This window comes from Planctomycetia bacterium (genome assembly GCA_016795155.1).
In the GTDB taxonomy this organism is placed as follows: Bacteria; Planctomycetota; Planctomycetia; order Gemmatales; family HRBIN36; genus JAEUIE01.
The window spans coordinates 110,697-123,063 of record JAEUIE010000032.1 but is presented as its reverse complement, the minus strand read 5'-3'; the positions used below and the strand labels follow the sequence as shown (position 1 = coordinate 123,063).

10 protein-coding genes and 1 pseudogene are annotated in these 12,367 nt (G+C 49.8%); 7 read left to right on the top strand and 4 right to left on the bottom strand.

Features of this window, described 5'->3' with window-relative positions:
* Positions 1-17: 17 nt before the first annotated feature.
* The 3 genes from hisB to JNJ77_12825 form a co-directional block, all read right to left on the bottom strand.
* The gene (gene hisB / locus JNJ77_12835) at positions 18-614 is read right to left on the bottom strand and encodes an imidazoleglycerol-phosphate dehydratase HisB (GenBank protein MBL8823467.1); all 597 of its coding nucleotides are present in this window, start codon (positions 612-614) and stop codon (positions 18-20) included.
* Between the two features lie 99 nt (positions 615-713).
* Positions 714-1,679, bottom strand: a complete 966-nt coding sequence (locus JNJ77_12830) for a sugar phosphate isomerase/epimerase (GenBank protein ID MBL8823466.1) — start codon at positions 1,677-1,679, stop codon at positions 714-716.
* A gap of 64 nt (positions 1,680-1,743) precedes the next feature.
* A complete protein-coding gene (locus JNJ77_12825) occupies positions 1,744-3,360 on the bottom strand; it encodes a hypothetical protein (GenBank protein ID MBL8823465.1) in 1,617 nt (538 codons plus the stop codon).
* 289 nt (positions 3,361-3,649) lie between these two features.
* Here JNJ77_12825 and JNJ77_12820 point away from each other — a divergent pair, with 289 nt between their 5' ends.
* The 4 genes from JNJ77_12820 (at position 3,650) to JNJ77_12805 (ending at position 8,804) form a co-directional block, all read left to right on the top strand.
* Complete coding sequence (locus JNJ77_12820; GenBank protein ID MBL8823464.1) at positions 3,650-4,024, top strand: hypothetical protein; 375 nt, start codon at positions 3,650-3,652, stop codon at positions 4,022-4,024.
* 145 nt (positions 4,025-4,169) lie between these two features.
* Complete coding sequence (locus JNJ77_12815; GenBank protein MBL8823463.1) at positions 4,170-4,367, top strand: hypothetical protein; 198 nt, start codon at positions 4,170-4,172, stop codon at positions 4,365-4,367.
* Positions 4,368-4,488: 121 nt separating this feature from the next.
* The gene (locus tag JNJ77_12810) at positions 4,489-7,869 is read left to right on the top strand and encodes an efflux RND transporter permease subunit (protein ID MBL8823462.1); all 3,381 of its coding nucleotides are present in this window, start codon (positions 4,489-4,491) and stop codon (positions 7,867-7,869) included.
* Positions 7,869-8,804 (top strand): cation transporter, encoded by a 936-nt coding sequence (locus JNJ77_12805; GenBank protein ID MBL8823461.1) that lies wholly within the window; start codon positions 7,869-7,871, stop codon positions 8,802-8,804. Before JNJ77_12810 ends, JNJ77_12805 begins: the two co-directional genes overlap by 1 nt.
* Here JNJ77_12805 and JNJ77_12800 read toward each other — a convergent pair.
* A complete protein-coding gene (locus tag JNJ77_12800; protein ID MBL8823460.1) occupies positions 8,765-9,697 on the bottom strand; it encodes a 3-methyladenine DNA glycosylase in 933 nt (310 codons plus the stop codon). The genes JNJ77_12805 and JNJ77_12800 overlap by 40 nt on opposite strands.
* Positions 9,698-9,770: 73 nt before the next feature.
* On the opposite strand from JNJ77_12800, the pseudogene JNJ77_12795 reads away from it, so the two are divergent.
* From JNJ77_12795 to JNJ77_12785, 3 genes and pseudogenes are all read left to right on the top strand, one after another.
* Positions 9,771-9,887 (top strand): annotated as a pseudogene (locus JNJ77_12795) (hypothetical protein).
* A 54-nt stretch (positions 9,888-9,941) separates the two neighbouring features.
* Complete coding sequence (locus tag JNJ77_12790) at positions 9,942-11,933, top strand: caspase family protein (GenBank protein ID MBL8823459.1); 1,992 nt, start codon at positions 9,942-9,944, stop codon at positions 11,931-11,933.
* Positions 11,934-11,998: 65 nt separating this feature from the next.
* Positions 11,999-12,361 carry an aspartate 1-decarboxylase gene (locus tag JNJ77_12785; GenBank protein ID MBL8823458.1) on the top strand — a complete coding sequence of 121 codons (363 nt, stop codon included), beginning with the start codon at positions 11,999-12,001 and terminating at the stop codon, positions 12,359-12,361.
* The last annotated feature ends 6 nt before the right edge of the window (positions 12,362-12,367 follow it).

Genomic DNA, 12,367 nt, shown 5'->3' with positions numbered 1-12,367 from the left:
CCTGCCACAGTTAATTATCAGGCACTTAAAGTGCCTTTGGTAGATGGAATGACATCCGGCAGGCGAGGGTCAGGCTCAACAGCCTGACGAATGGCTCGTGCTGCAGCCTTAAATATAGCTTCTATTTTGTGATGGGTGTTACGGCCATCGTGAAGAATAATGTGAAAATTGCATTGTGCTTGTGTTACAAATCCCTGCCAGAAATCTTCCGCTAGTTCTGCATCAAAATCACCAAGCTTAACCGGCGGTATTTCTGCTTTCCAGACCAGGTAGGGTCTGCCACTGAAATCCACCGCTGCCGTCACCAGTGTTTCATCCATCGGCAGTATGCAATGACCATAGCGACGAATACCTGCCTTGTCTCCCAAAGCCTGGCACACTGCTTTGCCAAGTGAAATACCGGTATCTTCCACGGTATGATGGGGATCAACCTGCAAATCACCCTTGGCCTCTACGGTCAAATCAATCAGTGAATGCCGGGCAAGCAGGTTCAGCATATGGTCGAAGAAACCAATGCCCGTATTGATGTGCGCGACGCCGGTTCCATCCAGGTTGATATCAACCTGCAATTGCGTTTCGTTGGTCTTTCGGATGATGCTGCTGGTTCTTGGCATAATACTTATAGAGTATCAATCCATTTCAATGTGTTTCAAAGCATTTTGAATGAAAATACCGGTCAACGAAATCAGGCTCATGAATAACCGGTTTGATCATTAAGCCGGTTCATAATCGAGTCGCCGGATGAAATGCACTGCTTCCGCTGCAGCGTGGTCTTTATTAATATCTGCATCCTTGATGCATACCGTCACCGGGCCTTCATAATGAATCTGATGCAGCGTTCGCAACAGTGATGGCCAATCGAGATTGCCATACCCTGGAGCACGATGGTTCCAGCCCCGGCGGTAATCGCCATCGGGCAGCAGCGAGCCTAGCAGACTGGAACGACCATTCAAAGTCACTGCAACATCCTGTACCAGAATCTGGCTGATGCGATCACTGAACTGTCGTAGATATTCGATCGGATCGACTCCATGCCAATGCAACGCAGCAGGAGAAATAGCCAGCGAATAGGAAAGTTGACCTTCCAGTGCCTGTATGGTTTCCTGCGTGGAGTAGATATCAAAAGCAGTTTGTGCCGGGCCGACTTCACAGGCCAGCATGATGTTCATCTTTTCAAATTCGGTGAGAATGGGTTTCCATCTGTCGGTAAATATCTTCCAGCACTGTACAGTAACTTCTGGTGAACCATAGCCAAGCCATTGATGTTGAAGAGAAAATGGTGACCCCGTAGCAGCATGTACCAGATTGACGCCCAGCTGTTGTGCGACTTTGGCGGTATCAATCATTTCCTGTGCTGCACGGGCATGCACTGCTTCATGCACACCATCTCCCCAAACCCACTCCGGCAACGTAGTTGAATGATAATGGCTCAATTGATCGGCAACAGCTTGGCCAACAGCATGCTGACTGATGGCATTCAGTTTCAAATTGTGTTCTGCAAGTAATTCAAGAATGGACCTACCATAATCAGGTTCGGAGAGTGCTTTCTGAACAGCCAGGTGTTCGCCCCAGCATGCCAGGTCGAGTTCCTGGTAACCCCATTCATGGGCTTTGCTCACCAGTTCTTCCAGCGGAATGTCTGACCAGGGGCCTGTAAATAACGCCAGCTTGCGTGGCATGACGATCCTCGCTTCATGCGAAACCCCTGATGATTGCAACAGGGGTGTGTTAATCCGTTATTACTCAACTCCCAGGAGTGCTGCCTGGCGGATCGGCTGGGGTATCAGTGGGTACTGATGCCTGATTCGTAATGGGCAACACGGGTGGAGGCGCAACCGGTCCTTGATCAGCTGCCGAGGGCGTACTGACTAACGGAGGCGGTGCAAAGTCCTGTTCATCTTCGATATAAACATCGTCAAATTCTGTTTCATCAATCTGTTTTCGCAGCAGGAAGTAGATAACGGTTCCACTGCACCAGAACAGGCAGTAGGCAAATCCGACGAGCAAGAGGAACAGGCCGTGAGTCCAGAAACCGGTAATATAGGCTGCCAGCTTCTGACCACCATTCATATACGACCAGAGGAAATTGAACTTTGATTGTGGGTCGCGCAGATCATCAACCTTTTTGCCGGTGTAGAAATCTTTCAAGACTGCCAACTCGGTCCCTTGAGGTGGCTTTTCACCAAATCCTGTGCGTTTGATGATGTCAGCATCCAGAAGTTCGTTAAGTGGCTTGTTCTCAACCAGGCCTTTTTGAAATGCCAGCAACTTGCCGGGCTGAAGCAACTGCTCATTCAAAGTCTGGTGAATCCGGATAATGGGATGATCACGTCCAACCAGTAGATCGCGCCATTGATAAGAACATGGAGCCAGTGCAAAGCTTGAACCAACCGGATCTCCAGTATCCTGCCAACTGAGGCCAGGAGCCAGGCCCATGCTCCAGCGAACGATGTAAATACTGCCTGAAGCAAGCAATACCACGAGAAATACAACGACCACGCTGAAGACAAATGCAAAAACAGCGTACTTGATGTAGCTCCATGCCCCCTGGGTGATGTATGCGAGTGTACGGCTTAGTGCATCAAAGCTGTCACTGCCTTCCACGCTGATGGTAGCATAGAACAAGGGCCAGCCAATAAACGCCACCAGCATGACAGCCATCACCAAAGACGAAAGAATTGGCAAAGGCAACAGAATGGCTGTCAGAACGGAGCCAAGGTAGGGTACTACGGTGAGGATGAACGTACCCAGTGCATTGAGCAGCGCCAGAATGGCAAAGATAATCAGCGGTATGGCAGGCCCGATGATAAAGTCAAACAGCTTGCGACGTGCATAGCCCAGCGCTTCTCCCAACCCGATTCGTTCATTACGTGCAAGTTGCATGGCGGCAATTCGAGTGATGGCGCCAGCAGCCATGCCCCAGATGATCAGAGTGAATACTACGCCGAACATCGAGTACCACCAGTTTTGCCAGCCATGACCGATGGGGCTGTAATGCACCAGGTCGATTACCGGCTGATAGAATTGGCGGAAGGGTTCTACCTGTAGTGGTGGATCCTGGTCTTTCTGGCCAAACCAAAGCTGCCAGGTAAATAGCTGGCTGCGTTCAGCTGGAGTAGTGACAACGAGGAAAGGATTGGGGCCACGATCGGCATTGGCAGGCCATGTGCCGTGATGATCATGCCCGATTCCGAAGATCCAGCCCAGGATTGTCCATCCAATGGTCAGGATTATAACGGCGCCGATGGCGATGATGATCTTGTAAAGATCCCGGGACAGCTCGAAGATGCGAAACAGCATCGACCAGGGTCGAGATCGTTGAGGTTCCGTGGTTCGGGCAACGCCGGAATCTGCAGACATCCGTAGCTCCTGGGCAATTTTCTCGTGAATCATTGATCCATGGACTGGTGCCCGTTATTATCTCACCAGACACCACCCTGGCAACCGGCGTATTATAGATTCCCGGAGCGATGATTCAATTACCCGTTCAGGCAGACTCTACGCTTCATAGGAATTATCCCACGTCGGCTTGACAAGGACAGAAACTCTTACTAACCAAGAAACTGGCACTGAGCAGGAGCGTAAGGCAACTTAGGAAATACTTCTCCTGTGCATTGATGGAAACTGTTAGCTCATCGAGGATTATTCCATGCTTATGGCGTTGGTTCTGGATCAAGTTCGTCGCACTCTGGCTTGGCCTCTTGGCGAAGCTGGTACATTGGCTCCGGGCGGTTCAGCTCCTGGTACCTATGCCGGTCGCCGCAAGCAGGATGATGATGACGAAGAAGAGGATGAAGACGAAGAAGACGAAGACGATGAAGACGAAGACGATGAAGAGGATGACGACTTCGAAGACCTCGATGATGATGATCTCGAAGACCTCGATGACGACTTCGATGATGAAGACCTCGACGACGAAGACTTTGACGATGAAGAATTCGACGACGACCTCGACGACGAAGACGATGAGGACGACGAAGATGAAGATGAGGATGACGATGATCTGGATGACGACGATGATTAACGTCTCACCCTGTTAGCTAATCGATACTGCAATCTTGTTAGAGCCGTGGCAGTTGTTGCCTCGGCTTTTTCGTTGAACAGTATTTTTTCTCTTCCTTGCCGATCCTGGGTACGATACTCTGAATGCAGGTACCAGGAGTCTGCACATGAACGATACAGAAAAACAGCAGCAGCGCATGCGGGAATTCATGCAGTTGTTACCCGTAACCGTGGAGCTTGCTGGACTGCCTCATTCAGAACATGGACGTTATTTCACACCTGAACAGATAGAGGCAAGAGTGATCACACTTAAACACGCTTACAAGATCGCCAGGCAATTGATGGCAGACGTTTCTAATCAATAACTCACCAGCAGGTTGCCAGGTTACTCGTCAATGCAATAGTGCAGTGGTACAGACCTTTCTGTCGGCCTGAACTGGCAGGAATACCTGTGCCACCTTTCTGGCCCACGAGGCTTTCCCAGGCATGAGCCTATCTGATCTGAGCATTCGCAATCCGGTGTTTGCCATCATGCTCTCAGCGGCTCTGGTGGTTTTTGGCTGGCTGGGATATCAGGGGCTGGGAATCAGCCAGTTTCCTGAAATTGATTTTCCCGTTGTTAACATCAACACGTTCTGGGAAGGCGCCAGTCCCGAATCAATGGATCTCGATGTCACCGAGATCATTGAAGATGCAGTGTTTGGCGTGGAAGCTGTTGATTACGTTCAATCTTCATCCTCTGAAGGTGTCAGTGCAGTTACGGTGAATTTTCGATTGGGACGCGATGTTGATGTAGCATTGAAAGACGTACAGAATGCGGTGCAGGCTGCCATGCATCGCCTGCCCAGCGACATAGACCCTCCGGTCATTTCGAAAATAAATTTCAACCGATTTCCGGTCATCTGGCTGACAGTGCACGGGCCGCGTTCTTCTGCGGAAATCAACCGACTGGTACAGGATGAACTGAAACAGCATATCGAGAGCATTAAAGGCTGCGGCGGCGTGTTCTTCGGCGGTATGCGCCGTCGAAGCATGCGAGTCTGGCTCGATGCTCCCAAACTACATTCCTTCGGGCTGGATGCGGTTGATGTTGTACAGGCCATGCGACGGGAACATGTCGAAAAACCTGCCGGAGCGGTGGAAAGCAGCAAGCGTGAACTGCAGGTACGGGTGTTGAGTGAGGCAAGAAAAACTGATGATTTTGCAAAACTACCACTCACAACATCTTCGACTGGCCAGGTGATTCAACTTGGCGATCTATCGGTTATTGAAGATGGACTGGATGATCGCCGCAGCCTGGCACGGTTCAACCGAGAACCCTGTGTTGGAATTGGCGTGCTACGTGCCACGGGAGCCAACGTGGTAGAAGTCTGTGATGAAGTAAAACGAAAAATACCAGAACTGAGGCGAAAACTGCCTGATGATTTGAGCCTGAGTGTTTCAACTGATTTTTCCCTGTTCATTAAAGACGACATCGCAGAAGTAAAAGAAACATTGCTGATTGGCGTATTGCTGACAGCGGTGGTTACTTACTGTTTTCTTGGATCACTGGGAACCACCATCAATGTTTGCCTTTCCATACCAATCTCGCTCATTGGCACCTTCATGGTCATTCGTTATCTGGGTTTTACCGTCAACTTCATGACGCTGCTCGGGTTGTCGTTATCCGTTGGTGTGGTAGTCGATGATGCCATATTAGTGCTTGAAAATATCTATCGACTTCGTGAACAGCAGAAGCGTGCGGCAGATCGCGAAAAGGAAAGAGTCAATCGCATGCAGGCAGCCTGGATTGGGGCGAGAGAAATTACCTTTGCTGCCAGTGCTGCCACCTTTTCCATTGCAGCCATTTTTATCCCCGTGGCATTTCTGGAAGGCGCCATTGGCGCTTTCTTTTATCAATTTGCCATCACGGTTACGGTTGCTGTTCTGCTGTCATTACTCACATCGTTGACCATTACACCGATGTTATGCTCGCGGTTTCTGGATATTCGTGAGCATAGCCGAGCCATGCCATACAGGCTACCTTTCGCAAAAGCTGGACTGTTGCTTACTCTGATCTATCCCATTCGATTCCTGTACTGGGTATTGGATCGGTGCATCATCGAACCAATACTAATTCGTCCCATCAACTGGTTGATGCGCGGAATCACTTCTGTTTACGGTTGGCTGATCTCATGGGCATTAAAACTGAAATGGCTGGTGACCATCATCAGTCTGCTCATTGCCGGATCTGCTGCACTTTTCCTTATCGGCGTAGAAATCCCCTTGCCTGCTCCACTCTCTTCTTGGCTGGGGAAAGAAACACTGATCATGAAACCTATCGGTATGGAACTGGTGCCCAGCGAAGATCAATCTCGTTTTGTATGCACGGTGATTTGTCCGGTAGGCAGCAGCATCGATTATGTCGATGAAATGTTGAAAAAAGCGGAAGATGTTCTGATTCAACTGCGTGATCCAGTAGGTCGGGAGATTCTGGCAACCATGTTTGCAGCTGTTTCGATTCGCCCCGGGCAGTTGATCAGTGAAGGTACCATCTTCTGTCGTCTGATGCCTAAGGATATGCGTGGCATGACGCAAACGCAGGTAATTAACGAAGTACGCAAACGTTTGGGTGGTATTGTTGGCATGAAAGCAGTCGTGCTGGATTTGTCAACACAGGGTTTCGCAGCCACACGTGGCTATCCCGTGAATTTCGCAGTACAGGGACCGGACTGGGAGAAAGTCATTCGATTCGCTGAACGTATCAGGGAAAGAATGACTGACACCACGCTCATCAATGATGTTAACACTGATTATCGCCCCGGCATGCCGGAATTACACATCATCCCGGAACGCGAAAAAGCAGAGCAATTGGGTATCCCCATGCAACGCCTGGGATTTACCATTAATGCCGCCATCGGCGGCCTGCGTGTGGGGCGATTTACCGATGACGATCATCGATATGATGTCCGTATTCGCTTTCTGGAGACACAGCGAGCCAGTCCTGATCAACTCAAACTGGTACACCTGAAGACCGAGTCCGGCAACCTGATACCACTGAGTGATGTGGTCACCACAGAGATGAAATCGACGCTGCCTGTAATCAATCGATACAACCGACGACGCAAGATTGAATTGAGCGCCAACATGTCGCCTGGTGTATCGCAGGGCGAAGCACTAGGACGATGCAGGGAAATTGCGGAAGAAGTCAGGCTGGAGCTGGAATTACCAAGCAGCTATTTCATTGTCCCACTCGGCAATGCTCAGGTTATGCAGCAGACCATGAAAAGCCTTTGGTGGGCATTGATTCTCGGCTTCGTCGTGGCGTATATGATTCTGGGGGTGCAGTTCAATTCATTTGTGCATCCGTTTACCGTTCTGATGGCTGTTCCCTTTGGCGTGACAGGAGCACTGGCGACACTCTGGTATACCGGAGATACGCTCAATCTTATGAGCATGATCGGCCTGGTACTGCTGGCTGGCCTGGTAAAGAAAAATTCCATTGTTCTGGTCGATTTTGCCAGTCAGGTGCGTAGAGGCAGTGCCTGTGGACATGAACTGGACGCTGATTCAAAACCTCTGGAGAATGGAGAGTTGGGTGTAACAGACAAAATGAGCGCGGAAGAAGCCATGCATCAAGCCTGTGTGATGCGTATAAGACCGATTCTGATGACCTCGCTGGCTACCATTGCAGGTGCAGTACCCATGGCATACGGTCTGGGAGCTGGTGCGGAAACGCGTGCCCCGCTGGCACTGGCCATCATCGGTGGTATTGTCCTTTCCACACTGGTAACGCTCTTTTACGTGCCGGTACTTTATGTTCAGCTGGATCATGTTGGCACGTGGTTCCGCAGACAGTGGAATTACGATGAAGAAGGTAAAGCATAATGTCCAGCATGCCTGTTCGCGTGCAACCACCCCGCTGGCCTGTTTATCTCTCCATCATGGCTGCAGTGCTAACCATCTTGCTGAAATTTGCAGCATGGTTCATTTCCGGTTCGGTCGGCTTATTGTCTGATGCGATGGAATCAGTGATAAACCTGGTTGCCAGTTCCCTTGCACTGGTGGCTCTGTGGTATGCTTCCCGCCCACCCGATGCAGAACACACCTATGGTCATGAAAAAATTGCCTACTTCTCCAGTGGTCTGGAAGGCATGTTGATTCTGTTTGCCTCCGTTACCATTTGCTGGCAAGCCGTTCAACATCTGCTAGCACCTCACCAACTGGTACACCTCGACTTGGGATTGCTGTGCAGCGTCGCCGCTTCCCTAGTTAATTTCCTGGCTGCCTACTTTCTGCTTCGGGAAGGCAAACGGCATCGATCCATTGTTCTTGAAGCGGATGGACGTCACCTTATGACGGATGTCTATACATCCCTGGCAGTCATTGCAGCTTTGACGCTGGTATGGTTGACGGGCTGGGTCTGGCTTGATGCTATCGTGGCGATACTGGTAGCATTGCACATCCTGGCCACAGGCTTACTGCTGATCCGACGTTCCTTTGATGGATTAATGGATCGAGCCTGGCCCGTTCCAGAACTGAATGAATTGCGGCGAAATATCCAGCAGCAACTCAAAGAAGGCATGACATTTCATGCCTTGCGAACTCGCACTGCAGGAACTCGCAGACTGATTGAATTTCATCTACTGGTGCCGGGCAGCATGACTTTGCTTGACGCCCATCAGTTTGCGCATGACCTGGAGCTATCACTTCTGCAAGCCGATCCTCAGCGAGATGTCACCATTCACCTCGAACCCATCGAGGCAGCAGAATCATGGGGCGATCACGAGTTGATCGACGTGGAAAAAACGGTTGCACCTTGAATAGACAATTGTGATGTCAATGCCGTTACTCCGCGTTCAATGTAACGATAGGCTTCCAGCAATCTCCGGCGAACCGGTATGCCGCGTTCTGAAATCATGCGCTGATTTCTGACATATTCTTCACGTCCGGCTTTCGTTTCAATGCAAATCGGCTCAAAGCCAAACTGCTTCAGGTCATAGGGGCTCGCTCGCATATCCACTTCACGAGCAGCAACAGCCAGCTCAAATGCGTCTGCAATCAACTCACTGCTGATGAACGGAGCCAGGTGAAACGCCCACTTGTACAAGTCCATGTTGACGTGGATACAGCCCGGCTGATCATAGTCATTGAGACTCAGCCGGTTGAGTTGCATTCGATTAAGCGGCTTCGCTTCCGGTGTGAAAAACCGGTAAGCGTCGAAATGGGTACAGCAAAGCTGATTCTCTTCAACTAATCGAGCGATCTCATCGCTGCTGAGACGCAACGGAACCTGTTCGTGCCGGCCTTTCATGGCTCGATAGACCATGGCCCATTCGTGCAATCCAAAACAGTGCCATACGGGCGGACGTTCCAGCGTCTGTTCCAGAAAACGGACGCCCCAGCGCACCAGAGGCAGCCTTTTGACGGGAAATGTATCGGCAGTAATAGCAATGCCACCATCTACCGGTTGATAATATGTTGACCAATCCAGACTTTCCGCTGGCACGCCTTGAATCAGAACACCCATTCCAGGGGAAAATCGGCCCAGATGACTTGGCCTGAACGTGTAATATTCGAATAGGAAATCGTAGACTGGATGCTTTTCGTTGCGAAGACTTCGCTCCACTCTATCGTTAATCCAGAATTGAACCCGCTGCTGATGAGTTTCGCGTGCAGTCTGCCAGGCTGTTCGATCCCATGTATGGCGAATCATAGTACTGCATATTTTTTCCATGCCAACTACAGTCTATGTTAAGATAACAATCTGAACATTCAGGATATGATTTATGGCTAGTGCAATCGTTACATCGCAGTGCCCTCATTGTCAAAAGGCTCTCAAAATACCTTCGGAGTTACTGGGCCGCACCGTTCGTTGCAAAGGTTGCTCCAAGACTTTCATGGCTGCTTCAGATCGTAAAAATTCTCCGGAAATGAATGAGCTTGTTCGAAAAGCGGGAGTGTCTAAAGCACCCCTACAAAATGCGAAAAAAGAGGGCAAGCAAGCTGACGAAGTGATACCCTACTCCAGCCGGATGGTACGGCAACAACGAAGCAGTACTTACATTTTTCTCACTATGGTGGTGATTGCTATTGGAGCCATCACCACTGGTTTTGTGGTATTCAAAGACAAAATCTTTGCCTGGATGAACCAGGCGACGTCACAAGCTCAAGCAAGCAAGAATGAACCGCAGTCGTCATTGTTGATCACCACAAAGGAAAAACTGGATGAACGATCAGGGGATTTGACTCAGCTTCAGGACTCATCGCCAGCCCGGAAAAACCGTCGTAATCTTGCACGCATACCGGCACCTTACCCCGGACGGGCTTTATTGATCGGCATTCGAAACTACCTCTATTTGAACCCGCTCAACCCAGGATATCGTGCCGAACGCTCATTCCAGAAAGATCCTCTGGGGCTGATCAACCTGCGACGGGTACTTGTAACCGAGTTGTCTTTCCCACGCGAACAGGTAATGGTGCTTAGCGATGTGGATGATCACCAGCCAGCAGTTCCAACGAAAGAAACTATACAAGCTACCATCAGCGAATTTCTGTCAGGTAGCCTGCCTGCTCAGAGAGTCGTGCTGACTCTCTGCGTGCATGCCTGTTATCTTGGTGGCAAAACATACCTGATCCCTGTCGATGGTGAATTGCCTCTCGAAGGCGCCAAGCCTGATGCTGAACGAGATGCCCGCCTGAGCAACAATATGATTCCGTTGAGTTGGCTCTATGAGAAATTGGCGAATTGCCCGGCACGTCAGAAACTGCTCATTCTGGATATTGCTCAGAACGATCCGGAAGCAGGAATGATTCGACTTGCCAGCGGTCCATTGATTGAAGAAATGCATGTGGAGCTTAGAAACATGCCAGACGGAGTTCAAGTTTGGATACCCTGCCAGGCTGGGCAGTTTTCGTATGGCATCAACAGTTCCGGGCAGAATGGAACTGTCTTCATGGATACCATCTGCCAATTGGCAACCCTTAGTATTGAGCGCAACTGGAAGTTGATCGATAAAGACCCTGCACTGAAAACAAGTAGTTTGCCATTGGTTCTGCTTGCGAAACAAGTTAGCACGGACACTGCAAAGTATCTGAAAGATAGAGAGCTTGTTCAGACTCCGCAACTTCTGGGCAAGGAAAAACCGACGGAAGCTACACCGGTAACGCTTCATGAGAATTTACCTGCTGTCAAACTGGTAGTGCCAACGAATAAATCGGATCTGGTAAATGGGCAGGAATTGTCCATGGTAATCCAAGAGGCGGGAATTGAAAGTGACCCGACTCGCAGGATCAGTCCGAGCAGTTTCCCACCCCTGAAGCAGGCACTATTTGCTAAATATAAGCCCGACTACCAGTCTGCCAAAGAACTGTCAGAAAAGCTGAACCAATGGCCTTTGCGAGCCATGACAGTGAAAGCCATCCGGGCAATTGATCGTTCGATGAAATCTTTCAAAACCCGTTTTGTAGAAGAGAGCGACGAAACTGCATTCAAAAAGAAAATGGTAAAGGAGCAGGAAACACCTGCATTTGTCACCGCTGAATTGTCTGACATTCTGGAGGAGATGAAAAAACTGTCTGAAAAACGTGACGAGGAACCTTCCCCCCGCTGGCAGGCTCACTTCGATTTCACCCAGGCCCGGCTCCTCGCTCAACTGGCTCATGTGCAGGAATACAGCTTTGTCCTTGGCAACAAACTCAGGAAGGACACACCCAAAATCAAAGATGCCAAAAATCATAATGGCTGGATTATTGTTCCACAACGCAAACTGGAACAGAAAGAAACTCGCACCTATGATTCCGAACGACAGAAAATATTGAACAGGATCATCAAGGAACACCCCGGCACACCATGGGAAATACTCGCAAGGCGAGAGCAGGCGACTATTCTCGGCCTCACGCTTCAAGAAACATTTCTCGAAGAAGGTAAGCCTTTGACCAGCAGTAAGTAGTCTTCAGACTGGCCTGTTATGCAACCTTCAGTAAGTTAGCCCAACGAATACGAGGCTGCGAAACCATGCTGTTACGAACGTATTTACTGGGAAAAATTCACAACATCCGCCTGACTGACAAGAACGTCAATTACGTCGGTTCAGTCACGCTTGGACCAGAGTTCCTGCAGGCATCGGGCATTCAAGTCAATGAAGCAGTACAGGTGGTAAACGTGGAAAATGGCGAACGATTCATCACCTACGTGTTACCTGGTGGAAAACCGGGTGAATGCACTCTGAATGGTGGAGCAGCCCGTTTGGCTGAAATTGGTGACAAATTGATCATCATGGCTTTTGCCCAAAGCGACAAGCCTATTGAACCCAAGGTCGCCATGGTGGGTCAAAACAATAAACTGGAACGCATTACCACCACATCACCGGGTGGTTAGAGGAAT

Bases quoted from the DNA above. Each gene is read 5' to 3' on its own strand.
- hisB (MBL8823467.1), bottom strand. From the start codon at position 614: ATGCCAAGAACCAGCAGCATCATCCGAAAGACCAACGAAACGCAATTG.
- JNJ77_12830 (MBL8823466.1), bottom strand. From the start codon at position 1,679: ATGCCACGCAAGCTGGCGTTATTTACAGGCCCCTGGTCAGACATTCCG.
- JNJ77_12825 (MBL8823465.1), bottom strand. From the start codon at position 3,360: ATGTCTGCAGATTCCGGCGTTGCCCGAACCACGGAACCTCAACGATCT.
- JNJ77_12820 (MBL8823464.1), top strand. From the start codon at position 3,650: ATGCTTATGGCGTTGGTTCTGGATCAAGTTCGTCGCACTCTGGCTTGG.
- JNJ77_12815 (MBL8823463.1), top strand. From the start codon at position 4,170: ATGAACGATACAGAAAAACAGCAGCAGCGCATGCGGGAATTCATGCAG.
- JNJ77_12810 (MBL8823462.1), top strand. From the start codon at position 4,489: ATGAGCCTATCTGATCTGAGCATTCGCAATCCGGTGTTTGCCATCATG.
- JNJ77_12805 (MBL8823461.1), top strand. From the start codon at position 7,869: ATGTCCAGCATGCCTGTTCGCGTGCAACCACCCCGCTGGCCTGTTTAT.
- JNJ77_12800 (MBL8823460.1), bottom strand. From the start codon at position 9,697: ATGATTCGCCATACATGGGATCGAACAGCCTGGCAGACTGCACGCGAA.
- JNJ77_12785 (MBL8823458.1), top strand. From the start codon at position 11,999: ATGCTGTTACGAACGTATTTACTGGGAAAAATTCACAACATCCGCCTG.